The organism is Pyrobaculum neutrophilum V24Sta (assembly GCF_000019805.1).
GTDB lineage: Archaea > Thermoproteota > Thermoprotei > Thermoproteales > Thermoproteaceae > Pyrobaculum > Pyrobaculum neutrophilum.
In genome coordinates, this window is record NC_010525.1 from 1,424,274 (window position 1) to 1,446,979 (window position 22,706).

Annotated in this window: 26 protein-coding genes and 3 tRNA genes; 23 read left to right on the forward strand and 6 right to left on the reverse strand. The window is 59.1% G+C overall.

The genetic code is table 11. The features are described from left to right. Positions 1-15: 15 nt before the first annotated feature. The 6 genes from serS (at position 16) to TNEU_RS08155 (ending at position 3,937) form a co-directional block, all read left to right on the forward strand. Positions 16-1,359 carry a serine--tRNA ligase gene (gene serS / locus TNEU_RS08135; RefSeq protein ID WP_012350953.1) on the forward strand — a complete coding sequence of 448 codons (1,344 nt, stop codon included), beginning with the start codon at positions 16-18 and terminating at the stop codon, positions 1,357-1,359. A 102-nt stretch (positions 1,360-1,461) separates the two neighbouring features. After that, positions 1,462-1,983, forward strand: a complete 522-nt coding sequence (locus tag TNEU_RS08140) for a hypothetical protein (RefSeq protein ID WP_012350954.1) — start codon at positions 1,462-1,464, stop codon at positions 1,981-1,983. Then, positions 1,967-2,620 carry a UMP kinase gene (gene pyrH / locus TNEU_RS08145; protein ID WP_012350955.1) on the forward strand — a complete coding sequence of 218 codons (654 nt, stop codon included), beginning with the start codon at positions 1,967-1,969 and terminating at the stop codon, positions 2,618-2,620. Before TNEU_RS08140 ends, pyrH begins: the two co-directional genes overlap by 17 nt. Before the next feature lie 108 nt (positions 2,621-2,728). Beyond that, positions 2,729-2,866, forward strand: coding sequence for a hypothetical protein (locus TNEU_RS10315; RefSeq protein WP_187146722.1), 138 nt, complete (start codon positions 2,729-2,731; stop codon positions 2,864-2,866). Between the two features lie 174 nt (positions 2,867-3,040). Then, complete coding sequence (locus tag TNEU_RS08150) at positions 3,041-3,460, forward strand: HIT family protein (protein ID WP_012350956.1); 420 nt, start codon at positions 3,041-3,043, stop codon at positions 3,458-3,460. An 18-nt stretch (positions 3,461-3,478) separates the two neighbouring features. After that, positions 3,479-3,937 (forward strand): sigma factor-like helix-turn-helix DNA-binding protein, encoded by a 459-nt coding sequence (locus TNEU_RS08155; RefSeq protein ID WP_012350957.1) that lies wholly within the window; start codon positions 3,479-3,481, stop codon positions 3,935-3,937. Here TNEU_RS08155 and TNEU_RS08160 read toward each other — a convergent pair whose 3' ends face one another. Beyond that, the gene (locus tag TNEU_RS08160; protein WP_012350958.1) at positions 3,938-5,143 is read right to left on the reverse strand and encodes a redox-regulated ATPase YchF; all 1,206 of its coding nucleotides are present in this window, start codon (positions 5,141-5,143) and stop codon (positions 3,938-3,940) included. 31 nt (positions 5,144-5,174) lie between these two features. Between TNEU_RS08160 and TNEU_RS08165 the strand changes: the two genes are divergently transcribed. Genes TNEU_RS08165 through hsp20 form a run of 4 tightly spaced genes read left to right on the forward strand, consistent with a single transcriptional unit; the run spans position 5,175 to position 11,199 of the window. After that, complete coding sequence (locus TNEU_RS08165; protein ID WP_012350959.1) at positions 5,175-6,386, forward strand: hypothetical protein; 1,212 nt, start codon at positions 5,175-5,177, stop codon at positions 6,384-6,386. A 29-nt stretch (positions 6,387-6,415) separates the two neighbouring features. Then, positions 6,416-8,386, forward strand: coding sequence for a CBS domain-containing protein (locus TNEU_RS08170; RefSeq protein WP_012350960.1), 1,971 nt, complete (start codon positions 6,416-6,418; stop codon positions 8,384-8,386). Positions 8,387-8,417: 31 nt separating this feature from the next. After that, a complete protein-coding gene (locus TNEU_RS08175; protein WP_012350961.1) occupies positions 8,418-10,631 on the forward strand; it encodes a CDC48 family AAA ATPase in 2,214 nt (737 codons plus the stop codon). A gap of 49 nt (positions 10,632-10,680) precedes the next feature. After that, on the forward strand, positions 10,681-11,199 hold the full coding sequence (hsp20, locus tag TNEU_RS08180) for an archaeal heat shock protein Hsp20 (protein WP_148682425.1): 519 nt from the start codon (positions 10,681-10,683) through the stop codon (positions 11,197-11,199). Here hsp20 and TNEU_RS08185 read toward each other — a convergent pair. Continuing rightward, positions 11,196-11,645 carry a DUF2258 domain-containing protein gene (locus tag TNEU_RS08185; protein ID WP_012350963.1) on the reverse strand — a complete coding sequence of 150 codons (450 nt, stop codon included), beginning with the start codon at positions 11,643-11,645 and terminating at the stop codon, positions 11,196-11,198. The two genes, hsp20 and TNEU_RS08185, sit on opposite strands and share 4 nt — an antisense overlap. A gap of 102 nt (positions 11,646-11,747) precedes the next feature. On the opposite strand from TNEU_RS08185, the gene TNEU_RS08190 reads away from it, so the two are divergent. The 6 genes from TNEU_RS08190 (at position 11,748) to TNEU_RS08215 (ending at position 16,227) form a co-directional block, all read left to right on the forward strand. Then, the gene (locus TNEU_RS08190) at positions 11,748-12,842 is read left to right on the forward strand and encodes an SPOUT family RNA methylase (RefSeq protein ID WP_012350964.1); all 1,095 of its coding nucleotides are present in this window, start codon (positions 11,748-11,750) and stop codon (positions 12,840-12,842) included. A 20-nt stretch (positions 12,843-12,862) separates the two neighbouring features. Next, complete coding sequence (locus TNEU_RS08195; protein ID WP_012350965.1) at positions 12,863-13,270, forward strand: 30S ribosomal protein S11; 408 nt, start codon at positions 12,863-12,865, stop codon at positions 13,268-13,270. Then, positions 13,270-13,545 (forward strand): hypothetical protein, encoded by a 276-nt coding sequence (locus TNEU_RS08200; RefSeq protein ID WP_012350966.1) that lies wholly within the window; start codon positions 13,270-13,272, stop codon positions 13,543-13,545. The genes TNEU_RS08195 and TNEU_RS08200 overlap by 1 nt, the downstream gene beginning before the upstream one ends. A 139-nt stretch (positions 13,546-13,684) precedes the next feature. Further along, a complete protein-coding gene (amrS, locus tag TNEU_RS08205) occupies positions 13,685-14,776 on the forward strand; it encodes an AmmeMemoRadiSam system radical SAM enzyme (protein ID WP_012350967.1) in 1,092 nt (363 codons plus the stop codon). 30 nt (positions 14,777-14,806) lie between these two features. After that, positions 14,807-15,463, forward strand: a complete 657-nt coding sequence (locus tag TNEU_RS08210; RefSeq protein WP_012350968.1) for a DUF47 domain-containing protein — start codon at positions 14,807-14,809, stop codon at positions 15,461-15,463. Next, positions 15,463-16,227: a hypothetical protein gene (locus tag TNEU_RS08215; protein WP_012350969.1), complete on the forward strand. Its 765-nt coding sequence runs from the start codon at positions 15,463-15,465 to the stop codon at positions 16,225-16,227. The genes TNEU_RS08210 and TNEU_RS08215 overlap by 1 nt, the downstream gene beginning before the upstream one ends. On the opposite strand, the gene TNEU_RS08220 is transcribed toward TNEU_RS08215, so the two are convergent. Then, a complete protein-coding gene (locus TNEU_RS08220; RefSeq protein WP_012350970.1) occupies positions 16,184-16,849 on the reverse strand; it encodes an MBL fold metallo-hydrolase in 666 nt (221 codons plus the stop codon). The two genes, TNEU_RS08215 and TNEU_RS08220, sit on opposite strands and share 44 nt — an antisense overlap. Positions 16,850-16,871: 22 nt before the next feature. Then, positions 16,872-17,045 carry a DNA-binding protein CC1 gene (gene cc1 / locus TNEU_RS10320; protein ID WP_187146720.1) on the reverse strand — a complete coding sequence of 58 codons (174 nt, stop codon included), beginning with the start codon at positions 17,043-17,045 and terminating at the stop codon, positions 16,872-16,874. A gap of 163 nt (positions 17,046-17,208) precedes the next feature. On the opposite strand from cc1, the gene TNEU_RS08225 reads away from it, so the two are divergent. The 7 genes from TNEU_RS08225 to TNEU_RS08255 all read left to right on the forward strand — a co-directional run bounded on the left by TNEU_RS08225 (position 17,209) and on the right by TNEU_RS08255 (position 20,585). Further along, a tRNA-Gly gene (locus TNEU_RS08225) sits at positions 17,209-17,317 on the forward strand. A 35-nt stretch (positions 17,318-17,352) separates the two neighbouring features. Beyond that, positions 17,353-17,430: transfer RNA gene (locus tag TNEU_RS08230), tRNA-Arg, on the forward strand. 32 nt (positions 17,431-17,462) lie between these two features. Beyond that, entirely contained in the window at positions 17,463-18,275 is an 813-nt protein-coding gene (locus tag TNEU_RS08235; protein WP_012350972.1) for an aldo/keto reductase, read from the forward strand. Then, on the forward strand, positions 18,263-18,790 hold the full coding sequence (locus TNEU_RS08240; protein ID WP_012350973.1) for a GNAT family N-acetyltransferase: 528 nt from the start codon (positions 18,263-18,265) through the stop codon (positions 18,788-18,790). Before TNEU_RS08235 ends, TNEU_RS08240 begins: the two co-directional genes overlap by 13 nt. Before the next feature lie 38 nt (positions 18,791-18,828). After that, positions 18,829-19,056, forward strand: a complete 228-nt coding sequence (locus TNEU_RS08245) for a hypothetical protein (RefSeq protein ID WP_012350974.1) — start codon at positions 18,829-18,831, stop codon at positions 19,054-19,056. A gap of 468 nt (positions 19,057-19,524) precedes the next feature. After that, entirely contained in the window at positions 19,525-20,448 is a 924-nt protein-coding gene (locus TNEU_RS08250; protein ID WP_012350975.1) for an ATPase domain-containing protein, read from the forward strand. Between the two features lie 43 nt (positions 20,449-20,491). Continuing rightward, a tRNA-Trp gene (locus TNEU_RS08255) sits at positions 20,492-20,585 on the forward strand. A 1-nt stretch (position 20,586) separates the two neighbouring features. Here the strand turns inward: TNEU_RS08255 and TNEU_RS08260 are convergent. Together TNEU_RS08260 and TNEU_RS08265 are read right to left on the reverse strand one after the other, a co-directional pair. Next, entirely contained in the window at positions 20,587-21,276 is a 690-nt protein-coding gene (locus tag TNEU_RS08260) for an acetate--CoA ligase family protein (RefSeq protein ID WP_012350976.1), read from the reverse strand. Beyond that, positions 21,273-22,658, reverse strand: coding sequence for an acetate--CoA ligase family protein (locus tag TNEU_RS08265; RefSeq protein WP_012350977.1), 1,386 nt, complete (start codon positions 22,656-22,658; stop codon positions 21,273-21,275). Before TNEU_RS08265 ends, TNEU_RS08260 begins: the two co-directional genes overlap by 4 nt. Positions 22,659-22,706 lie beyond the last annotated feature (48 nt).

The following is a 22,706-nucleotide window of genomic DNA, read 5'->3' on the forward strand; positions in this document are numbered from 1 at the left end:
GCCGCCCTCCGCTCTATGTCCTACAGCGTTTTAGAGGCGCTTAGGAACAACCCTGACCACGTTAGAAAGGTCCTGGCGGCGAGGAGACTAGACGTATCTCTCGTCGATCGGTTCATAGAGCTAGACGGCAGATGGCGGCAACTCAAGAGGGAGGTTGACGAGCTGAGGCGCAGCTACAACCAACTATCGAGGGAGGGGGCAAGGGCTCCTCCCGACAGGAGGAGGGAGATCGTGGAGAAGGCGCGGGAGCTCGCGGCTAGGCTTGAAAAAGTGGAGAAGGAGATGGAGGCAGTTGAGCGGGAGAGGGAAGAGCTGCTCTGGAGCTTCCCCAACCTTATACACGACTCGGTGCCGGTCTGTCCCGAGGGCGTGGACTCGGTGCCGGTGAGACACTGGGGCACCATAAGGGTCGTTAAAGGCGCGGCGGCTCCAGAGGGCGTAGAGTATGTAGTAGTGGAAAAGCCGCCGGTCGGCCATGCAGACATGGCGGAGGTTGTCCTAGGGATGGCTGACACCCTTAAGGCGGGGGAGGTGGCGGGGAGCCGCTTCTATTACCTATTCGACGACTTGGTATGGCTGGACTTCGCCCTGGCGATGTATGCCCTTGACCGCCTTGCGCAACAGGGCTTTAGGCCCGTGGTTCCGCCCTATATGCTTAAGTTTGACGTAATAAGGAGGGTTCTCGACTTTGATACGTTTAAAGACGCCATATACAAAATAGAGGGCGAGGACCTCTACCTCATAGCCACCGCGGAGCACGGGATAGCCGCCTACCTCCACAAGAGGGAGCTCGTGGAGGAGGAGCTACCCCTCCTCTTCGTCGGTTGGTCGCCCTGTTTCAGGAAAGAGGCGGGGGCCGGCAATAGGGATCTAAAGGGCATATTTAGGGTGCACATATTCCACAAGGTGGAGCAGTTCGTGTTTTCTCTGCCCGAGGACTCTTGGAAGTGGCATGAGGAGATCACGAAAAATACGGAGAGCCTCATAAGAGATCTAGGACTCCCCTACAGGGTGGTCAACATATGTGCCCACGATCTGGGGGCGCCTGCGGCTAAGAAGTACGACATAGAGGCGTGGTACCCAGCCCAGGGGATGTACCGGGAGTTGGCCAGCTGTTCAAATGTGACAGATTGGCAGTCGTATAGACTCGGGATCAGGGTAACTAGGAAGGGAATGAGGCGGGAGTTTGTACACACGCTCAACTGCACAGGGTTAGCCACCACGCGCACCATCACGGCAATACTGGAGAACTTCCAGAGGGAAGACGGGGCCGTGGAGATACCGAAGGCGCTGAGGCCCTATCTAGAGCCGATAAGGGCTGCGCCGAAGGAGTACATTTATCCCAGGAGGAGGGGCTAGTCGGCGTTTAGATCCGTCGTCATAAGTCGGCTAGCCTGGATTCGTCACCACACGCCTCCCCTGCCTAAAATAAAACTTTTTAACAGGGAGCCACAACGTGCCGTGTCGGCTCACGACGTGGTAGTCGGCATAGTGGCCGACGCCGTTAAGGAATTCCTAAACAGGCTGTGCGAGTGCCAACGGCTGATGGAGACACACGCGCGCGACATCGAACTGGCCAACGTCGCCGACGCGGTCACCAAAGCCCTATCGGAGGGGAGAGAGGGGGAGTTCGGCCCAGTCGTGGTGAAGATACACAAGAAGTTCCTCGGGCGGAGGGAGGTGAGGGCGGCCCTCTACGGCAGGGAGGTGACGGTAGACGAGCTACTCGCCGAGATCTCAAAGGCGAAGTCCCGCGCTGCCTGGCTCGCGGCCGACTGCTCCGAGCAAGCCCTTGTGGAGGCTCTGTATAGATTCGAGGATAGGTACCTGATCGACGTGGTTCAGAGGAACTTCAGTAGCTTTAGAAAGGCGTGTAAAGGGGAGACCCCCCATATCGACTTCGGCGAAGCGCCAGCCCACGTGATAGAGGGGACGGTGAGGGGGGTAAGAGAATACTTGGCCAACCATGGCGGTGGTAGTTAAGCTGTCTGGGCGGATATTCGAAGACGAAGAACTGGTTCTCAAGTACGCGGAGGCCATTAAGTCATACGGCGTGAAAATCGCGGTGGTTACCGGCGGCGGCGAGCTCGCCAGGAGGTACATATCCGCGGCCAAGAGGGGAGGCGCCTCCAACACCTTCCAGGACCTAATAGGCATCTATGCCAGCCGCCTAAACGCGCTTCTCCTAATCTCCCTCCTAGGCGACGCCTATCCAAAGGTGCCCACGAACATCGAGGAGTTCTTGGAGGCGTGGCGTAGCCACAGAGTCGTGGTGGCGGGAGGCTTCCAGCCGGGCCAGTCCACCGCCACAGTAGCCGCCCTCGTGGCCGAGGCCGCAGGGGCATCGGTCTTGTTAAATGCCGCAAATATCGACGCCGTATATAGCGACGACCCGAGGAAAAACCCAAAAGCCGAGAGGTTGCCCCACCTGAAATACGACGAGTTCGAGAGAATAGTGAGATCCTCGTCGTTGCCCGGAGGCTACGAGCTGATGGACGTCTGGAGCATCTCCATACTTAGGCGTAACTGCATCACGGTGTATATATTCGACGGGCGTAGGCCAGAGCACATCGGGGCAATCCTGAGGGGGGAGAACCCGGGCACCAAAATCACCTGTTGACCTCAGCCATTGCCCCAAGGCCGAGAATGCGGCGTTAAGCGGAGATATGCGAACCGCCTAGGCGCCTTGGAGTCTCCCTCGCCAATACCCTGCCGGCGTCCAAGATACATGTGGCGAGTAGTCGGGCCGCGCGGCACGCGCCCCTCTCTGCCCCAGCGCCCGAGGGCGTTGCGCCTCTCCGGCGTGGGGGTGGCTGAAGCGGAGCTGTACGAGAGGCTAACCCACTCCGCTATGCAGAGTCTCTAGATCGTGGGCCGTTGGAATTCCAGCTGGAGAAGCTGAAGCTCGGCGGCGAAGGGTCAAAACGGCGTGTGTGAACCCCGCGGCAGGGGGCCTTGTCACAGGAGCCCTCTGGGCCGCTCTAGACCCCCCACCCGTCTCTAGGCGCCAATAGATTTAAATGCTTTTTCTCCGGGGGCCATGGACTGCATATTCTGCAGGATCGTAAGAGGCGAGGCCCCTGCGTGGAAGGTGTACGAGGATGAGGATTTCGTCGTTATACTTGATAAGTACCCGGCGTCCTATGGCCATCTGTTGGTGGTCTCCAGAGAACACTACGTCAATATACTCGACGCTCCTCTGGAAAAAGCGGCCCGAGGCTTCGAAATAGCCACGAGGCTTGCTAAGGCTTGGGCTAGGCTGGGGGCCCCCGCGGTGAATGTGGTCACAAACGCCGGCAGAGAGGCCGGGCAGATGGTCTTCCATATGCATATCCACGTCATACCGAGGTGGGGAGGAAACTTGGCGTGGCATGGGAGGGAGGAGATAAAGGAGAAGGAGGCTAGGGAGGTCGTGGAGAAGCTTACCTCCATATTACCCGAGTATTTCAAGAAACCCTAATTAGCCGACATCGTCATCATGACGGTGAGGTTGACGGAGACGGAGAGGAAGGTCGCGGATCTCTACTCCAAGGGGCTTAGGCCGAGGGAGATAGCGGAGAGGCTCGGGATATCTATAAACACAGTGTACAAAGCTCTGTCAAAGGCCCGGAGGGCGTTGGAGCTCGCCGAGGAGCCCGTGGACGGACAACGCTACTACGCCTTCAGCGCCTCGGTGTACATGTATAACGTGTTCAGCCAGGCGCAGCCTATATCGGTTTCCTCAAGCAGAGCCGTATTGATACACGAGGTTCAAGACGCCGTCTTGAAAAAGCTGGATGAGATACTTGCCATACTTAAGTCAAGCAGGCCGGAGCCGCGCGCGGCCAAGGCCCCACCTGCGAGGGAGGCGGATCTCGGCAACGACGGCAACGGCCACCTCCCAGAGCCGCTGAGGAAAAACATCTGGATCTCCCTCCTGAGGAGCAAAGCCGTATAGCTACCTCGCGAGTATCTTGATGATGAGTCCGTTGGAGACGGGCTCATCGGCCGCAAGTCTCCTGCCGCTTCTAGCGTCTACGGCGGATACGAATCTCTCTCCCAGCTCTGTATGTATCGCGTAGGCCACATCCCTGGCGGTGTACGTATGGGGCACAAGCAGTAGGTCGGGTAGGACGTTGCCGCTTTTGTCGCTCAGCTTCTTCTCGTCCTCCACGGGGTAAACTGCTACGTATTTAAGGGCGTCAAACACCGCCGTGTTTATGGCCTTAGTCACCCCTGTGCTACCCCACTTCTCCAGCAATGTAGCTATCTTGTCTAATACGGCTTTCTGCTGAGGCGTCAGCTGGCCAACCACCTCGAAGCTTCTGTCGCCCGGCTTGTACCTAATGAGCCCCCTCGCAGCGGCGCGCCTAAGGGCCAGCTCGGCCTCGGCGGAGGTCGGCACCACGATTCTGTCGGGAAACGCCTCCTTCAGCCTCCTGTAGCCCTCCTCCCCCTCCGGGATGTCGATTTTGTTCGCCGCGATCACGATGGGCTTGCTATACGCCCTAGCCAAGCCGACGAACTTCAGAAGCCCCTCTTCGCCCCACCTACTTGGCGGCTTCTTGGAAAGGTCGGCCTCCTGTAGAGCCCTCTCTATCTGCGCCCTCCCGATCCCCAGCCCCGCCAGCTTCTCGAGCAACACCTCTGCGGTATCCCTCTTGCTGAACTCCACCTGGCGGACGACCCTGTCCCAGTCCTTGCGGAGTATTGACGCCATCCACATATCGACCTCCCTCTCCAGGAAGTAGACGTCGGAGACTGGGTCGTGCGACCCCGGCTTGACCAACCGCCCCTCTTCGTCCGTGGACCCCGAGGCGTCTACGACGTGTATTAGGACGGGGGCCCTCCTGAGGTGGTCGAGGAATTGGTTGCCAAGCCCCCTCCCCTGCCACGCGCCTGGGACAAGCCCCGCCACGTCGATCAGCTCCACCGGCGCGAAACACACGCCGTCTACCACGGCGTAGGTCCGCGGACTGCACTTGATCTCCGAGCAGGGGCACCCGTCTATCCTCACATAGCCTATCCCTATGTTGGGGTCTATCGTGGTGAAGGGGGTCGGCGAGATTTTGACGTCTTTAAGCGTGGCGGCGGCGAAAAAGGTGGATTTGCCCGCGTTGGGCTTGCCCACAACGCCGATCTGCACCCTTGCTTGAGTAACCACGTATTTTTACCCCGGGACCGTGTTTATATAGATGCGGCGCGCCGCGTTGTTTGTAGCGCTAGCCGCGCTCCTCCTAATAAGCCCACCGCTGGCCGTCCTAGCTGCTGTCCTATACGCGGCCAGATACTACATATATGCATATTCAGCGCTCTGGCGCCAACTTGTGAAGTGTGAACTCTACACGCCGGCGCTCTCGGCGCTGGGGGCGGCGGGGGCGCTTCTCTCGCCCTACTCGGGAGCCGCCAAGGCTCTGCTACTAGCTATGGGGGCCGTTGCCGTCTACCTAGCGCCAACTATGCCCCGCCTATCACGGGCCGTCTCAGTGCTAACGCTTGGGATGGCCGTCGAGACGCCCGCTAAGCCTCTCGTGCTCGTCCTAGCGGTCGCCGTAGCCTATCTAGCCTATAGGCGGAGCGCATGCGGCTTCATATGCCAGAGAACCGCGGCGGCGCCGGACGGCGATGTGTACTACGACGCGCGTCTGGGGCTCGTCTGCCTTTTCGCAAAAGGGGGCCGCGACCTCCACAGCTTCTTCGTCAAACTAGGAGGGTCGTACATAAGGTGCTTTTACTCCATATGTAGAAAGGTCAACGAAGAGGCGTTCCGACGGGGGGTCGGCACGCTTGACAGATATCTGCCGGAACCCGCCGCGGCGGATTTCAAAGGGCTTATACACTTCGTCGGGCCCCCAGAAGTTGCGTTGAAGCTGGTGGAGAGGTACTTCGGCGCGGGGGTCGCATATGGGGCAGTCGACGCGCCCCCGGCGCGTCTAGCCTCTCTCTCGAGCGCCAGCCCGGAGGTAGCCGTTGCGGTTTTAGAGACGGCCTTGGGCCTCACGCCTGAGCAAACGGCCTTGGTGAAGGACCTCCTCTCCAGGCGTTCAAGGGAGGAGGCCGCGGCTTGGTCCCTCCGCTACCCGTGGCTTAGGCCCATCTTAGAGCTGTGGAATGGCGGGGCTGAGCCGCGGGGGGTCGCCAAAAGCGCTCTGCCGGGGCGCCTCGGCCTAGCCGACGCCTTGCTCTACGCCAAGGCGAAAAACGTGCCTCTGGTGACCGACAGCGGAGAGGCGGCGCAGATGGCGGCGGGTCTTGGGATAACTGTGTTTCTAATCGCAGATAGGCCAAGGGGCAACTTCGTCGTAGTAGGCCCCACCTCTCTGGAAGTTGGGGGGAGAAGGGCGGAGGTGGCGGCTGGGCGCTTCTTGGCGCAACTCGGAGGCGAGCTCTACGCGGACGACTTGTAAATCTTAAAAAACCGTGCGTAATATAGCGTGTGTTAAAGAGGGAAGAGGTTGAGAAGGTGGTGGGGCCTAGGGCCCCCCAAAGCGTTAAAGACGTCGTTGAGCATCCCCCGTTTAGAGTTACCACGAGCACTGCCCTTGAAACCCTGGCCTCGTACCTAAGGAAGTTCCCAATAGATGTCGTGCCTGTGTTTAAGTCGGTCTTCTCGGAGGAGGTGGCGGGCGTGGTTTATCCACACACCGCCCTGTTGATAAAGAGCAAGAAGCTGGACGCCAAAGTCGGCGACTTCCTCAACCCCCCCGTGGTGGTGAAGGAGAGCTGGAGGATCGAAAACGTGGCCGAGATCTTAATCGCGGAGTCAAAGTGGGGAGCGCTGGTGGTAGACGAGGAGGGCAAATACGCGGGGGTTGTAACCCTCAGGGGTCTACTCTCGGCGCTTCTCCTGAGGGAGCCCAAGGCTAGGTCGGTCGCTGCGGTCTACACCTCCGTAGACGAGAGTAAGAGTAGGGCGGGGTTCGTAAAAGCTATCGAGAGGGTGTCCAAGATCTTCAAAAAGCTCGTCGGCGGCGAGGTAGACGGCTACATAGTGCTAAACAGAGAGGGAGGCGCGGCGGGTGTACTGACTGTTTGGGACTTCCTGAAGTCGCGGAGGTGGTTCAAGGGCGCCGGGGAGCCAAGGCCGCTGTTTGGTACCCGCGTGGCTAGGGGCGAGAGCAAGCACGTGGGCGCCGCTAGGGTGTGGAGGATCATGTTTAGAGGGGTGGCTGTGGCCACCCCGGAGACGCCTATAGAGGAGGTGGCTAGATACATGGCCTCCACGGGACAGTACGTGGTGCCCGTCGTGGACAAAGACCAGAGAGTGGTGGGGGCTGTGACCGCGTGGGATGTCTTACATGCATACATATACGGCCCCAAGGAGGGGAGAGAGGACGTGGAGGTCAAGAGGGCAGTTGAAGTCGCTGTGGAGAAGCCGGCGCTGGAGGCCGCCATAAGAGTAAGGCCCTCTAAACATGTAACAGGCCTAAGGGCGAAAGACGTCATGTTAACCGACATACCCTCCGTAAACATCAGAGATTCGCTTTCGAGGATACGCCGGGTGTTCCTCAAAAGCCGTAGCGGTATAGTTGCCGTGGTCGACGACGAGGGGAAGATCGTGGGCTTTATAACCAGACGCGACTTTGTAACATATATAGCGGAGAAGTCGCTGGGCTACTGGCGTAGACAGAAGGGCAAGATGCTGGTGCTAAAGGAACAGGTGATGCCCGGCGAGACGGCTAAGGTGCTAGTGGAGGAGGGAACCGCCGGAGACGTCATGAAAACAGACTTCCCCACGGCCTCCCCGGACACGACTGTGGAAGAGGTGGCGTACAAGATGCTTGCGGCCGGCAGAGAATACGTCGTGGTGGTCGGAGGCGACAACGCGCCGGTTGGCGTAGTGACAAAAGACGAGCTTGTGAAAGCCTACAAGGAGCGCGGCAGAAGGGCAAAGGTGGGCGAGCTGATGACGCCTCCCGAGGTCGCCACAGTAAACCTCTTCAACAGCCTATCCTCCACCATTAGAAAGATAAACGCCTACGAGCTAGACGGCGTTGTAGTGACGGAGGGCAACGAGGTGAAGGGCATAGTCACAGTAGACGACCTATCCCTAAGGCCTATAGAGGAGAGCCTTAGAGGGGAGAGGCTAATATTCTTCACGAAAGCCGGCGTTTTGAAAAAGGTGACGTCGGGCCTATCTAGGATCCGCTACGCTAAAGCCGGCACGTTGACAGCCTCCGACGTCATGAAACTCGTCGAGCTTAAGACGGGGCCGGAGGCCGAGGTGGTGGAGGTTGTCGACAAGCTATTGGAACACGGCATAGTCCCCGTATTTGACGACCAGGGTAGACTGGTAGGGGTCCTTAACAAGATGGACGTGGTCAAGGAGCTGGCCAGGGTATACATCACCTACGCCGCCCCGGAGAAGATCCCCGAAGTCGAGGAGGCGAAGCAACTGGCTAGGTAATTCTTTTTATACTCTAGCCGAGGGTTCCATCATGTCTGAGGTCATTCTCAAGGTGGCTGAGGCTAAGTCGCGCGACGTGGGTAGAAGCATCGTCAGAATCCCCGTCCGCATAATGAAGAAGCTCGGCATAGAGCCAGGAGACTACGTGGAGATTTTCGGTAGGAAGTCCGCCTACGCCCAGGTGTGGCCGGCGTATCCGGAGGACGAGGATAAGGACGTCATTAGGATGGACGGCATCATTAGGCAGAACGCGGGCGTCGGCATAGGAGACACCGTGAAGGTTAAGAAGGCCGTCTTGAAATCGGCGCAGAGGGTTGTCTTGGCGCCCACGGAGCCCGTCAGAGTAGACCCGGAGTATCTCAAGAAGCAGGTGCTCCTCGGCAAACCGGTGGCCAGGGGACAGGCCATAGACGTGCCCTTCTACGGCGGCGCCATCAGATTCGTCGTGGTGCAGGTGCAGCCCGGCCCGGCGGCCTACGTCTCCATAGACACAGAGGTGGCGGTGCGGGAGGAGCCTGTGAAGGAGGCCGAGCTGACGATCCCTAGGGTCACCTGGGAGGATATTGGTGATTTGGAGGATGCTAAGCAGAAGATTCGTGAGCTTGTGGAGCTTCCTCTTAGGCATCCTGAGTTGTTTAAGCATTTGGGTATTGAGCCTCCGAAGGGTATCCTCTTGATTGGCCCTCCGGGCACTGGCAAGACCCTCCTCGCCAAGGCTGTGGCTAACGAGGCTAACGCCTACTTCGTCGCCATAAACGGCCCCGAGATCATGTCTAAGTACTACGGCGAGTCAGAGGCGCGGCTTAGGGAGATCTTCGAAGAGGCGAAGAAGAACGCCCCCGCCATAATCTTCATAGACGAGATAGACGCCATAGCCCCCAAACGCGAGGAGGTCACGGGGGAGGTGGAGAAGCGGGTGGTGGCCCAGCTACTAACCCTAATGGACGGGCTACAAGAGAGAGGACAGGTAGTGGTAATAGGAGCAACCAACCGCCCAGACGCAGTAGACCCAGCGTTGAGAAGACCAGGAAGATTCGACAGAGAGATCCACATACCCATGCCGGACAAGAGAGCCAGACGCGAGATTCTGGCAGTACACACGCGCAACATGCCTCTTTGTACAAAAGCCGACGTGGAGAACAAAATCTGTGCACAGGGGGAGGAGGTGGATCTAGACAAAATCGCTGAGATGACCCACGGCTACACCGGCGCGGATCTCGCGGCGCTTGCAAAAGAGGCCGCCATGGCGGCGTTAAGAAAGGCCATGAACAGGGGGATGATAAACGTTGAGCTAGACGTCATTCCACAAGAGGTTTTGAACAAACTGAAGGTCGGGATGTCCGACTTCCAAGAGGCTATGAAGTACGTCCACCCCACCGTGTTGAGGGAGGTCATCATCGAGGTGCCCGAGGTGCGTTGGGACGACATCGGGGGGTACGAAACCATAAAACAAGAGCTGAGGGAGATAGTGGAGTGGCCTATGAAGTATAAACACTACTTCGACGAGCTTGGCGTTGAGCCTCCTAAGGGCATACTGCTCTTTGGGCCGCCCGGCGTTGGGAAGACGTTGTTTGCGAAGGCGGTGGCCACCGAGTCCGGCGCCAACTTCATCGCAGTAAGGGGGCCCGAGCTCCTCTCCAAGTGGGTTGGCGAATCTGAGAAGGCCATACGCGAGGTCTTCAAGCGGGCGCGAATGGCGGCCCCCTGCGTTATTTTCTTCGACGAGATAGACTCGATAGCGCCTGCAAGAGGGTCCCGGCTGGGCGACTCGGGGGTTACGGACAGGATGGTAAACCAGCTACTCGCGGAGATGGACGGAATCGGGACGCTCAAAAACGTGGTTGTCATGGCCGCCACAAACAGGCCGGATATACTGGACCCGGCGTTGCTGAGGCCCGGCCGCTTCGACAGAGTCATCTACGTCCCTCCGCCCGACCTAAAGGCGAGAGTTGAGATACTCAAGGTACACACCAAGAGGATAAAGCTGGGGGACGACGTAAACCTAGAGGAGCTGGCGAAGAGGACAGAGGGCTACACCGGCGCAGACCTCGCCGCAGTCGTGAGGGAGGCGGCAATGCTAGCGCTGAGAGAGACAATTAAGGAGAGGTCTGTAAAGGCTAAGCCGGTTTCTGCCAAGCACTTCGAGGAAGCTCTAAAGAGGATACCGCCGTCGCTTACCCCAGAGGACATAAGGCGCTACGAGGAGATGGCCAAGAGGGTAAGACGGGCTATAGCCGGGCTTTAGCCCAGAGGACGTCGACTAAAGCATAAATAGAGCAAGCAATATGTTACACATGTCCATATTCGACGAGTTCGAGAGGTTCATGAGAAGGTGGCAGAAGTTCTTCGAGGAGGTGGAGCGCCAGATCGAGGAGGATTTCAGAAGGCTGTCGGCGGGCGGGCCCGGGAGACCTCGCTACTACTACTACGGCTTTGAAATAACCATGGGCCCAGACGGCCGGCCGGTGGTGAGGGAGTTCGGCAACGTGAGGAGGAAGCCGGATGTGGAGAGGATCGAGGTAGTCGACGAGATAGATCCGCTCACCGACGTCGTCGAGGAGAACGACAAGATTAAGGTGGTTGTGGACATGCCCGGCGTCGAGAAGGAGGATATAAAGCTCTACGTGAGCGAAGACGGGAGAACGTTGACGATAGACGCCAGGGGCAAGGAGAGGAAGTACCACAAGGAAATTAGGCTACCGGCCGCCGTGGATCCAAACAAGGCCAAGGCTACGTATAAAAACGGCGTGCTCTCCATAGAGCTGGAGAAGGTAGAGAAGAAAAAAAGGGGATTTGAGATAAAGGTCGACTAGGGCAGTTCCCTCAGTAGCGCCTCTATCTTCTGCCTAACCTCGCCCATTTTTTTCTCGCACTCCTCTAGTTTCTTCTCGAGCGCGGTGTGGGGGATGAACCACTCTATCTTGGGCTCGCCGAAAACCAGCCTTCCGCCCTCCACGGACGCTTCTACGGTTATCCTCACTATGTCCAGCTTGCCGACGCCCATCGAGATGAGCTTCTCGTAGATCTTCCTGTTGAGCTCCGAGGTGGCTCTCACTATCTCCTCCCGCGGCACCACCCCGCCGAATACTGCGAAGGCAGTACGCCTCAGCTTATCGGCGAATCTGGCCGCCACGACCACGCCGGTTCTAATCTCGTACCTGTTGGGGGCCTTGAGGACGTGGCCGCCGTAGAGCTCGACAGCCTCCTGGGCCTTCTCCATATCGCGCTGTATGTTCTCCTCAAGCCTCCAACTTGCCATAGTTATATATGGCCGTATATTTAAAAACTACGTTATAGGCGGAAGCCCCGCCCTTTAGGACGGGGAGGGGTCATGTTTTTTTGCCTGTAGTTGGCGGGTTCTGTGGACCTTGTGATAAAGACCAGAAGGGGCCTAGAGAGGGCGGCGGCCTCCGTGGTTAAAGAGCTGTTGGGCCCCGGGGCGGAGGTGGAGGCAGCGCCCCATGGATATTTAGGGATAGTCGTAGCGAAGGGCTTGGGCCCGGACAAGTGGAAAGCCGCCGAGTTGATAGCCGAGAAGGCTCCCGAGGCGGACAGAATCCTCGTGGTAGAGGCGCTGGTCAAGGCGGAGCTCCCCGAGATAGAGAAGGCTGCGGTGGAGGTGGCCAAGCGGTATATAAAAGCCGGCGACACGTTTGCGATACGCACCACGAGGAGGGGGGTCCACGGCTTCACCTCGGTGGACGTCAACGTGAGGGTGGGGGCGGCAGTTAAGGAGGCCACCGGGGCCGAGGTCGACCTGGAGGAGCCCACGAAGCCTTTGTATATAGAGATCTTCCAAGACGTCGCGGCTGTATGTGTACCGGCCACCCGGGAGTACAGAAAACTTAGGCGAGATAAGCCGCTCCCCCTGGCCGTTTTTAGGAAGATGGCGGTGGGCCAGTTCGTCTACGAGGGCGACGAGGAGGCCGTGAGGAAGATGGGCGAGAGAATCGGCAGGGCGGCACAGACCTTCGAAGTCGGCGAGCTAGCCGTCCTCCTTCACAAGCCCGTGTCTGGGAGAACTCTGAGGATCTTCCTGGAGGCGGTGGAGGAGGGCATAGAGAGTAGATATCAGATACAGGCGAAGAGCTACGGCAGGCCGGTGAGGAGGGTTCCGCTCTACGTCCACGAACTGTATCAATACGTGAGAGATAGACATGGCGAGCCCATCGTGGTCACAGACCCGAAGGGCGACTACATCACCCACGTCAAGGACAAGCTAGCGGATCTGTTCAGAGAAGACCGGGTAAACGTGTTGGTGGGGTCCAGGGAGGGGGTGCCGCCCGGCGTCTACCGCTTCGCCGCCCTGGTGGTGGACCTGGTCCCCGAGGTGACGATAGCCACAGACTTCGTCATACCCTCCCTGGCCATAGCCATAGCAAGCGCGTTGGAGGAGGCGGGGGCTCTCCCCAGATATGTGGGAAAGAGGGGGAGGGCTGGGCAAAAAGATAAATAGCAGAGGTAGTTGGGGGTTCGATGTCTGCGGAACAGCAGCCGCAGAAGCTGAGGTGGGGGATCGCCTGGATATACTCCTCCTCAAACAACACGATAATAACCATCACAGACCTAACAGGCGCAGAAACCGTGGCCCGCGTAAGCGGCGGCATGGTGGTACGCGCAGATAAGGACAAGCCCTCTCCCTGGGCCGCCATGCAGGCGGCGTATAAGGCCGCTCAGCTGGCTCTCGCAAGGGGGATAAACGCCGTTCACATAAAGGTAAGGGGGCCAGGGGGCTACGGCATGAAGGTGCCCGGCCCCGGCGCTTCGGCCGCGATAAGAGCGCTCGCCCGCTCGGGCTTGGTGATAGGGAGGATAGAGGACGTTACGCCGATACCCCACGACATCATTAGGCCGCCCAGCGGGCGCAAGGGCAGAAGAGTCTAATGGAGAAAAAGGACTGCCTCTTCGCCATCCTCGATTTCTGCGGGGGCGGAAGCTACGATCAGCAGAAGCTGAGGGAGATCTTGAAGCAGGGCAGGATACGGGCGCGCAAGCTCGTCCTCATAAGCAGATGCGGAGGCGCCGCGGTCTACCTCCCCGCGGTGCGGGCTCTCGCAAGCGAAAATATGGACTTCCCAGTACGCCACTACCACGAGCTTGAGGTGGCTGAGGCCGCTGAGCTAGAGGGGTGTGGCACCTACGAAGTTTTAAACCTATAAACCCCTAGAGTACGTGATGAAGAGGCATTTGTGGCCACGGGTGGCCGGCGCTGGAACGGCTGATGAAAACAAACCGGTGAGAGGTGAACGGGCTGAGCTACGCTGAGATAAACTTTATTAGCCGCAACGCGGTGGAGGCGTGGAGGCTGTTCTCAGCAGGAGGCTTCCCGACGGCCGCATAGAGTGCCTCGCCTGCGCCAGGAGGTGTAAGCTGAGGGAGGGCCAGACGGGGTTCTGCGGAGTTAGGACAGTGAGGGGAGGAGCTCTGAGGCTGGACGTCTACGGCTTGATCTCGGCCATCGCGGTGGATCCAATAGAGAAGAAGCCTCTGACGCACTTCTATCCAGGGGCTCTGGTCCTATCCTTCTCCACCTTCGGTTGCAACTGGGCGTGTCAGTACTGCCAGAACTACGAACTGAGCCAGAGGAGGAGGGCCGAGGGGTTCGAGGTGACGCCCGAACTTCTCGTGAAAATAGCGGAGAGCTACGGCGCCCACGGCATAACCTACACCTACAACGAGCCTACCATATTCATCGAGTTCGCACACGACGTGGGGGTGTTGGCCCGCGCCAGAGGCCTCTTCAACACCTTTGTAACCAATGGGTACATGACGCCCGAGGCCGTGAGATACGCTAGCGAGTTCCTAGACGCAGCAACGGTGGACTTCAAGGGCAACGCCGACGAGAAATTCCTCCGGAGGTACGTATATGTACAAGACGCAGAGCCCATCTTCGAGACGCTTTCAGAGTTGAAGAAATACGGCATATGGGTGGAGGTGACAGACCTCGTGGTGCCCCAGATAGGAGACGACCTAGAGAAAGCGAGGAGGTTGGTTAGGCGGGTGATCGACATACTTGGGCCCGACGTGCCGATGCACTTCCTCCGCTTCCACCCGGATTACAACCTACGCCACCTCCCCCCCACCCCAGTCGAAACGCTGGAGAAACACGTGGAGGTGGCTAGGGAGGAGGGGGCCAGATTTGCCTACGTGGGAAACGTGCCGGGCCACAAATACGAACACACGTACTGCCCTGAGTGCGGCCGCGTCGTAATAAGGAGGAGAGGCTTCGACATACTGGAGATAAACCTGGAGGAGAGGGGAGGGGAGTACAGGTGTAGGTTCTGCGGGGCCAAGATACCAATCAGGGGCAGAGTGGCGCCGACTTGGCGCGACGAACTCAGATTTATCCACGTTCCCATACACGCCTACGCTAGGTGGGTCAAGAGGTGAGAGTTATTAACCTGTGGAGAGGTAGAGGGGGTGAAGAGGCTCAAAGCCCTGTTCTCAAGCGGCTTGGAGGAGGTCAGGGAGAGCCTCAGGTCCCATATAAGGCTGTCGTTTGAATCGCTTAAGTTATTGCAAGACGTCGTGGCGACCAGGAACCTCGATAGAAGCGTGGTCGACGAGGCGCTGAGGAAGGCCACCGCCTTGGAAAGAGAGGGAGACGAGGTGATCAGAGAGCTTGTGGACAAGGTGACACAAGGCGCCGTAGTTCCCACCATCACGAACATAATCCTCATCCTTCTAGACAGCGTAGACAACGTCCTGGACTTGATATACTTTGCCATTAAGGAGGTGAAACGCGGCTACCACCTCTGGGCCAAGGACCAGATATACTCCATAGTGTCCTCCGAGATAAAGGAGATGCTGGATTTGACGAAGTCCATGATGGAGTACCTCAACACCATGTTAGACGTGGAGAAGCCCGAGGAGCTCCGGCGCTACGCCCGCCTAATAAGCTCCCTGGAGGAGGAGATAGACGAGATAAAGGAAAACATCCTGGACAAGATATACGGCTTGGAGCTGGACGCGGTGGAGTTCAACCACCTGGTCTCCCTGGTATACACAGCCGACAAGATAGCAGACAGCATACAAGACGCCGCCTACAACCTCACCACGGCGCTGGCCTCCGTCTAATGGAGGAGATCTACGCGTTTATACTGGCAACACTCCTCATCTACAACAACTCCCTGGTGGTGCTGGGGCCCACGGCGTGGGGCACGGGGCTGGGGCCGAGGAGGTCCTACGCCGTGGCGGTGGCCGGCCAGCTACTCGGCGTTGCAACGAGCACCATGAGGCCGATACACATGGGCACCGCGGAATTTCTCTACATATCCTTTCTCTACGTCGCGATATCTGCCGCGAAGATAAGCCTCCCTATTTCTGTGGCTGGGTACGCCATCTCCAGCCTCAGCCCCGGCGCGGCCGCCATCTGGCTAACCTCCCCAGCGACCTCCGCCGCGACGTATGCCCTATGCAGGACGAGGAGTATCGCCAAACTGGCCGCCCCCTCACTGCTACTCGTCATGTACATGTTCGGCTACAACAACGTCGCCCTCTTCAACCTCAACCCGGCTCTTACAGCCGCCGCGGTCCTGATAGGCACATACCTAGGCCTTGGGTACTCCAGGTGGGTTGTAGACATAGCCGCGCTGAGGCCCAGAACCGCGGCCTCCATCAACCTAACGGCGTCGCTGGGGGCGCTGTTGGGCACCCTAGCCAACGTCCCCATCTCCTTCACCCTAGTGGCCTACTCCTCCATGTTGGTCTCCGCCTACACCTCCAACGTCAGGATAATACGCGCGAGGAAGTTCGTAAAAGCCTACGCCGGCATTCTAATCGCCTTGCTAGCCGCCTCTATATTTCCCTATCTAAAATCACTACCTCTACCCCACCTCTAACCAGAGATTTAAACCTCTCGGCGTCTCTCCTCGATCCAACTATGGAGCCGTAGTGCATCGGGATGGCCACCCTCGGCGACACAGCGTTTACAAACTCGGCCGCCTCCTCCGCGGTCATTACATACACGCCGGACACCGGCACGAGGACTATGTCGGCTTTAACCTCCCTAAACTCCGGCACAAAATCGCTGTCGCCCGCGTGGAACACCCTCACGCCGCCCCACTCCACCAGATACGCCACTCTCCCATCCTCCCTTGGGTGAAACACAACGCCACGCGACTTGTCGCGGAACTTGTTGACGTTGTAGGCGGGGTACGCGACCACCTTAAACACGCCCAAGTCTTTCACGTCGCCAGGCCCCACCTCCACCACGCCTACGCCCTCTAGACACCGCCTAGCTATACGCGGCGCAACTACAACAGTAGACGGCTTAGCCAACCGCTTAATCGAAGGCGGGTCGCAGTGGTCGAAGTGCTCGTGCGTAACCAGTATGTAATCAGCCTTGGGCTCCCCCACCTGCACCTGAAACGGGTCGAAATACAGAACAACGCTGCCCCTCACAACCCTAAAGGTGTCGTGTCCTAGCCAAGATATCTCAAAATCCCCAAATCTAAAGGGCATGGAAGAAAAAACGTGGAAAAATTTATTTCTTCTTGCCGATTAGTCTGTATACTTTTATGCCTGTGTAGGGGGATTTCGCTACGGCGAATATCATCGGCCCTCTGGCGGTCTGCTTCTCCACAGTCTCATACTGGTCAGTCTCAAACGCTTGCTTCGCCTTTATGTCATAGAACTTCAACTTCTGCTTCCTCGACATGGGCAAGCATTTCGCCCCCATATTTATAAGGAACGGTTAAAATAGCTGTGCAAGCGGGAGGCAACCCGCCGGCGTGCCGCCGCGGTTGGGGACCTCGAGCCGCGTTGTTGGGCGGCCTTCACTGGGGCGAAAAGCTTTTAAGTATCGCTTTCATCTAGCTCACGCGGCGGTAGTCTAGCCTGGTTTGGACGACGGGCGGTCCCGTCGCCCCGGAGTAGGATGGCGGCCTGCCAAGCCGTTGATCCCGGGTTCAAATCCCGGCCGCCGCACCATTAATCTTTTTATATCGTGGCGGCCAGCTCCTTTAGGGCCCGTAGCTCAGTCAGGACAGAGCGGCGGCCTCCGGAGCCGTAGGTCGTGGGTTCAAATCCCACCGGGCCCGCCAGTTGGTTTATTAGCACATGTCTCTCCACAGCTGTGAAGCGGGCGTGCTTCAGGCTGGTTGGGTGCATCCCGGCCGTGGGTCTGGGGACGTGGGGGATAGGCGGCGGCTACTGGGCCCCAGATAGAAGTAGAGACGCCGAGTGGGTCGACGCGCTGAGGTACGCAGTAGAGCGCGGCATCTCCCTCATAGATACGGCTGAGATGTACGGAGGCGGCCACGCAGAGGAGCTCGTGGGCCTTGCGATAAGGGGCTTCCCGAGGGAGGAGCTCTTCCTCGTCTCAAAGGTGTGGCCTAGCCACGCGCGCTACGAGGATGTGTTGAAATCGGCTGAGCGTAGCGCGGCTAGGCTCGGCACCTATATCGATCTATATCTGCTCCACTGGCCCTCGGACGTCCCCATATGTGAGACGGTGCGGGCGTTCGAAGCTCTTGTGGATAGGGGCTTGATCAGGTTTTTCGGGGTGAGCAACTTCACGCTGGACCAGATCAAGGAGGCTGAGGCCTGCGCCAAGAGGTACGAGCTTGCGGCGGTTCAGAACCGCTACTCCCTCTACTACAGGAGGGATGAAGCCGATGTTGTGCCCTACGCCTTGGCCAATGGGATTATGTACATGGCGTACACCCCCCTCGAAAAGGGGGCTCTGGCGAGAGATAGGAGGCTTGCCGAGGTCGGAAGAAGATATGGGGCAACGGCTACGCAGATCGCCCTCGCCTGGTACGTCAAAAGAGGCGTCGTCCCGATTCCCAAGGCCGAGAAGAGGGCGCATATAGACGAAATCGCGGGCTCTCTTGAGGTGGAGCTTAGAGAGGAGGATTTCCTAGAGCTGGCGCGGTGGAGTTCGTAGCGGATAGAGAGGCCGCGTTGAGGCTCGTAGAGCTCTACTACGGAGGCCCCCCTAAATACGCGAAGGCCGTGTTGGAGAGATGGCCCAGCGCGGGGGCGGTGGTTGTGTACATAGGCTCAGAAGCGGCTGGGGCCGAGGTGTTTTACGCAGTCCGCCTCGCCGAGGCGGCGTGTGTCCACTACTACGTAGTAGTGGCGCCTAAGTTCAGAAGACGGGGGGTCGCGACGTCTTTAGTTAGATACGTGGAGGGGCGGTGCGGCACGCCGATAAACCTAGCTACGTCCACCGCCGAGAACGCCGCCGCGGCGAAGCTCTTTAGGAAACTGGGCTACAGCGCTTATTTCTGGGGCGAGATGCCCACCGGCATTAGGGAGGTTCTCCTGAAGGCGACCTGCGGCTACGATGACGACGTCTTGTACGTGAAGGGGGGTAGGCCGGCGGATGTGGCCCTCCCCACGGCCGAGGTGGAAGCGCTTTGGCGGGAGACCTGCCTAAAGCCCTATCTGGGCAAGTAGCTACGCATGATTTTTTTAACTGGATGTACGGCTAAGGCATGGAGGTGGTCATGGTGTTTAAAGGACGCCCGCCGGAGAGTTGGAGGGGGATCCCCGGCGTGAGGGCTATAGCGGCGGAGGAGCTGGGGGAGGTGGAGGGGAGGTTCGTGTTGGTAGTAGGCGATTGGGAGCTCGCCAGGAGGCTGGGAGTCGGATTCTTGGCCGAGGAGGAGGCGGAGGAGCTCCTGGCATACATGAGGAAGAGGCTGGGCGTAGACCCCAACTAGAAGCGCCCGCCTCTGCCCCAGCCGCGGCGCCATCGGCAGGAGGGGTACTGGGATGTATGCCTCACGTGCCAAGGAGGACCCGCCGGCGGGGACAAACTCGTTGACCAAACGGCGAATGAACCAACGGCGGTGGTTGCGTAGACCGTCCTCGTGTAGAACTGGCCGCCGCTAATGCGGCGCCCGCCTGGGCGACGCATGTGGAGCCGATGCGGCAACACGCGCCGCGGGCAGTAAGGATGCGTAACGCATTTAACGTGCCGTTGCCCCCGGACCAACGTTGGAGCTTTCTACAGCGGCAGAGCGCGCTCTGCGGCCGCCGTAGAACGTGCGGAGAAGCCCCTACGCGAAGAGCTTTATCACATATATACCTCCGTCTTGGCATGAAGTGTGATGATGTCTTGGGGAGCCTAGAGGTGTGAAGAGGCGGTTATCCCACTGAAGTTTATAAGGTGGGTGGTTGGCTGACGCATGGGTAGAGACTTCGGCTTAGAGGGGGTGGGGCCTCGGACGTTAGAGAAGTTGAGGGAGTTAGGCGTCCAGTCTCTTGAGCATCTCTCGGAATTCACCGTGGAGGAGCTCGTGGAGGCCGGCGTTGAGTACGATAGAGCTGTGAAGATACTTCAGCAAGCGGCTCAGAGGGTGGGGGCGGCCAGGGCTGTATCCCTGGGGGAGCTCAGGAGGAGGGAGTTCCGGGTTTTTAAGACGGGCTTGGGAAGCTTCGACGGCGGGACGCCGTGGGGCGGCATCAGGGAGGGGTTTATATACGAGTTCGCCGGGGAGTACGGAACCGGCAAATCGATGTTTGCCCATCAGTTGGCTGTGGCGGGGGTACGCGAGGGCTTCACCGAAAGGGTTGTGTATATAGATACAGAGGGGACCTTCAGCCCCACGTTGGCGGAGGCCATCGCCAGGCGGTTTGGGGTAGAGATTGAGCGGCTTGACTCGGCGGTTGTCGTGTATCAGCCGGCCAATGCCACGCAGCTGGAGCAGATCGTGAAGTTCGAAATTCCGCGCCACATCGGCGAGGGATGTCGCTTGGTGATAGTGGACACGATCACGGCTCTCTACCGCGCCGAGTTCCCCGGGAGGGAGATGCTGGCGGCTAGGCAACAGAGGATCCACTACCTGGTCGACTGGCTGAGGCGCCACGCCAGGACCTTCGGCGTGACGTCGGTTCTCACGAACCAGGTGATGGACGTGCCGGAGATCTTCGCGGGCGGCGTGAAGCGCCCGGCGGGCGGCAACGTCCTGGCCCACGCGGTGAACGCCAGGTTTATGATGGCGCGCCCCAACAAGGCTAAGCCGGAGGGGTACATGTGGCCACTGGACGTGCCCGGCATGTCGCCGGAGGTAAAGATCGAATACAGAATCACCGAGGCCGGTCTCGAGTAGCGGGCGCGGGGAAAAGCTTAAAAAACGGTGCATAGATGGCCTAGGGGCCGTAGCTCAGCCAGGCAGAGCGGCGGGCTCCAGACCCGTAGGCTGGCGACAGGCGGAGGGCGGGGGTTCAAATCCCTCCGGCCCCACCACCTACAGCATAAACCTCGCGTCGACCACATAGGCGCCTCTCCCCTCCTCCAGAGCTATGATGGGGTTGAGGTCGGCCTCCCTTATCTCCGGGTTGTCCACCAGAAGCCTGGAGAACTTGGTCAATATGTCGACCACCGCCGCCGTGTCGCGGGGCGGGAGCCCTCTGAAGCCCGTGAGTAGCCGGTACGCCCTTACCTCCCGTACAACCTCCCAAGCGTCTTGCTCGGTGAGGGGGACCAGCCGCATCGCCACATCTCTGTAAAGCTCGGTGTAGATGCCGCCGAGTCCGAAGAGTATCACGTGTCCGAAGATTTCGTCGTATAAAGCGCCTGCGATGAGCTCAACGCCCCTGGGCACCATCTTCTGGATCAAGATACCCTCGAGCTCGGCGTAGGGCACCCTCTTGAGCACTTCGCCGAGTTTTCTACAAGCCTCCCTCACACCCTGCGCGTCGGCGACTCCAAGCACTACGCCGCCTACGTCCGTCTTGTGTATTATCTGGGGGGATATTATCTTCACGGCGACTGGATAGCCTATCTGCTCGGCGGCTTCCACCGCCTCCTCCTCGCCTTTAACCGCGGCGAAGTCCGGGACGGGGATCCCATAGGCCTTGAGCAAAGACAGAGCCTCGTCTTCCCTCAGCTTGTTTCTCGCTTCGGCGAGGGCCCTTGCCACGATCGGGTGGGTCATAGCCTCCTCCTTATCTCCCCGTATTTGTACAAAGCCCAGAGGGCCTTCGCGGCGCGTTCCGGCGTTGGGTAGACGGGGATTCCGCTGTCTTCAAGCACCTCCTCGAACCTCTGGACCAGCTCGCTACCTCCGAAGTTTACCACCGCTATGGGTTTTCCGTACCTTCTGCTGTCTATTATGTACTCGGCGAGATTCTTCGTCAGCCCTGGCACCTGCATAAGGGTGATGACCAGAGCCATGTCGAAGAACGCTGTGGGGAGGAGGGCGTCTAGCACGACCTTGTAGTGCTGATCTGTGGCGCTACCCGTTACATCAATGGGGTTAGACACCGCTGCGAAGGGGAGAAGCTCCCTCTTCAGCTCCCTCGCTATGCTCTCCGGCACCTCCGGCACCTCTAGGCCGAGCGCCTCGAGGGCGTCTACGGCTTGAATCGCCATGCCCCCGCTGTCGGAAACAACGAGAGCCCGGGGGCCCCGGGGGATGGGCTGGGTAGCGAGGGCCTTGGCCATGTCGAACATCTCCCTCACCGAGGAGGCCTCCAGCGCACCTGCCTGGCTGAAGAGGCCTTTGTACATCTCGTACGTCCCTGCCATGGCGGCTGTGTGGCTTCTCACGGCGCGTTGCGCCGCGCGGCCTCTGCCGGCTTTATACACGACGACGGGCTTCTTAGGCACCGTCTTCCTAACCGCGTTTAAGAACTTGGCGGCCTCCCCCCTATATTTAAAGCCCTCCAGATATATCGTTATCACCCTTATTCTATCATCAGCGGCGAAGTGCTCAATGAGCTCCACCTCAGTGACGTCGGCCTTGTTTCCGTAGTTAACCACAAGCCCGAGGCCGATCCCCCTCCGCGCTGCCCAGTCCATGATCGCAGCCGCCACGGCGCCGCTCTGGCTTATCAACGCCAGGGGGCCGGGGGGCGGCCTACCCGCTCTGTCGAGGGGGAGGAAAAGAGTATCGAAGTTGGAGAAGGCGTTGTACACGCCTATGCAGTTGGGGCCCAGCAGCCTCACCCCGTACTGCCTAGCTGCCGAGGCCAGCCTCTGTTCAAGCTCCTGGTTTCCCGCCTCGGCAAAGCCGCTGCTTATAACCACGGCGGCTGGGATCCCCCTCCTCCCCGCCTCCTCCACTATGCTCGGCACGGTGGGAGCCGGCGTTGCGACGACAACGACGTCTACCGTTGCGTCGATTTCAGACACAGACTTGTAGAACTTCAGCTTTCTCCCCCAGAGCTCCACCTCGTCGTATTTGGGGTTCACGGGGTAGACCGCCCCTCTGAACCTCGTCACGAGGTTCTCCAAAATGACGTAGCCGACGGTACCGGGCTTAGGCGAGGCCCCCACCAACGCCACCGATTGGGGGTCAAGAAGCTTCGAGATCATGTCTATACCTACGCCGTTATATAAAGCTTGGGCTACTTTAAACGATGT

What these genes read in the sequence shown, in the direction of transcription:
- serS (WP_012350953.1), top strand. Translation starts at nt 16, where the DNA reads ATGTCCTACAGCGTTTTAGAGGCGCTTAGGAACAACCCTGACCACGTT.
- TNEU_RS08215 (WP_012350969.1), top strand. Translation starts at nt 15,463, where the DNA reads ATGGAGGAGATCTACGCGTTTATACTGGCAACACTCCTCATCTACAAC.
- TNEU_RS08265 (WP_012350977.1), bottom strand. Translation starts at nt 22,658, where the DNA reads ATGATCTCGAAGCTTCTTGACCCCCAATCGGTGGCGTTGGTGGGGGCC.
- TNEU_RS08150 (WP_012350956.1), top strand. Translation starts at nt 3,041, where the DNA reads ATGGACTGCATATTCTGCAGGATCGTAAGAGGCGAGGCCCCTGCGTGG.
- TNEU_RS08260 (WP_012350976.1), bottom strand. Translation starts at nt 21,276, where the DNA reads ATGACCCACCCGATCGTGGCAAGGGCCCTCGCCGAAGCGAGAAACAAG.
- hsp20 (WP_148682425.1), top strand. Translation starts at nt 10,681, where the DNA reads ATGTCCATATTCGACGAGTTCGAGAGGTTCATGAGAAGGTGGCAGAAG.
- TNEU_RS08165 (WP_012350959.1), top strand. Translation starts at nt 5,175, where the DNA reads ATGCGGCGCGCCGCGTTGTTTGTAGCGCTAGCCGCGCTCCTCCTAATA.
- TNEU_RS08220 (WP_012350970.1), bottom strand. Translation starts at nt 16,849, where the DNA reads ATGCCCTTTAGATTTGGGGATTTTGAGATATCTTGGCTAGGACACGAC.
- TNEU_RS08175 (WP_012350961.1), top strand. Translation starts at nt 8,418, where the DNA reads ATGTCTGAGGTCATTCTCAAGGTGGCTGAGGCTAAGTCGCGCGACGTG.
- TNEU_RS08250 (WP_012350975.1), top strand. Translation starts at nt 19,525, where the DNA reads ATGGGTAGAGACTTCGGCTTAGAGGGGGTGGGGCCTCGGACGTTAGAG.
- TNEU_RS10315 (WP_187146722.1), top strand. Translation starts at nt 2,729, where the DNA reads ATGTGGCGAGTAGTCGGGCCGCGCGGCACGCGCCCCTCTCTGCCCCAG.
- cc1 (WP_187146720.1), bottom strand. Translation starts at nt 17,045, where the DNA reads ATGTCGAGGAAGCAGAAGTTGAAGTTCTATGACATAAAGGCGAAGCAA.
- TNEU_RS08195 (WP_012350965.1), top strand. Translation starts at nt 12,863, where the DNA reads ATGTCTGCGGAACAGCAGCCGCAGAAGCTGAGGTGGGGGATCGCCTGG.
- TNEU_RS08200 (WP_012350966.1), top strand. Translation starts at nt 13,270, where the DNA reads ATGGAGAAAAAGGACTGCCTCTTCGCCATCCTCGATTTCTGCGGGGGC.
- pyrH (WP_012350955.1), top strand. Translation starts at nt 1,967, where the DNA reads ATGGCGGTGGTAGTTAAGCTGTCTGGGCGGATATTCGAAGACGAAGAA.
- TNEU_RS08185 (WP_012350963.1), bottom strand. Translation starts at nt 11,645, where the DNA reads ATGGCAAGTTGGAGGCTTGAGGAGAACATACAGCGCGATATGGAGAAG.
- TNEU_RS08155 (WP_012350957.1), top strand. Translation starts at nt 3,479, where the DNA reads ATGACGGTGAGGTTGACGGAGACGGAGAGGAAGGTCGCGGATCTCTAC.
- TNEU_RS08245 (WP_012350974.1), top strand. Translation starts at nt 18,829, where the DNA reads ATGGAGGTGGTCATGGTGTTTAAAGGACGCCCGCCGGAGAGTTGGAGG.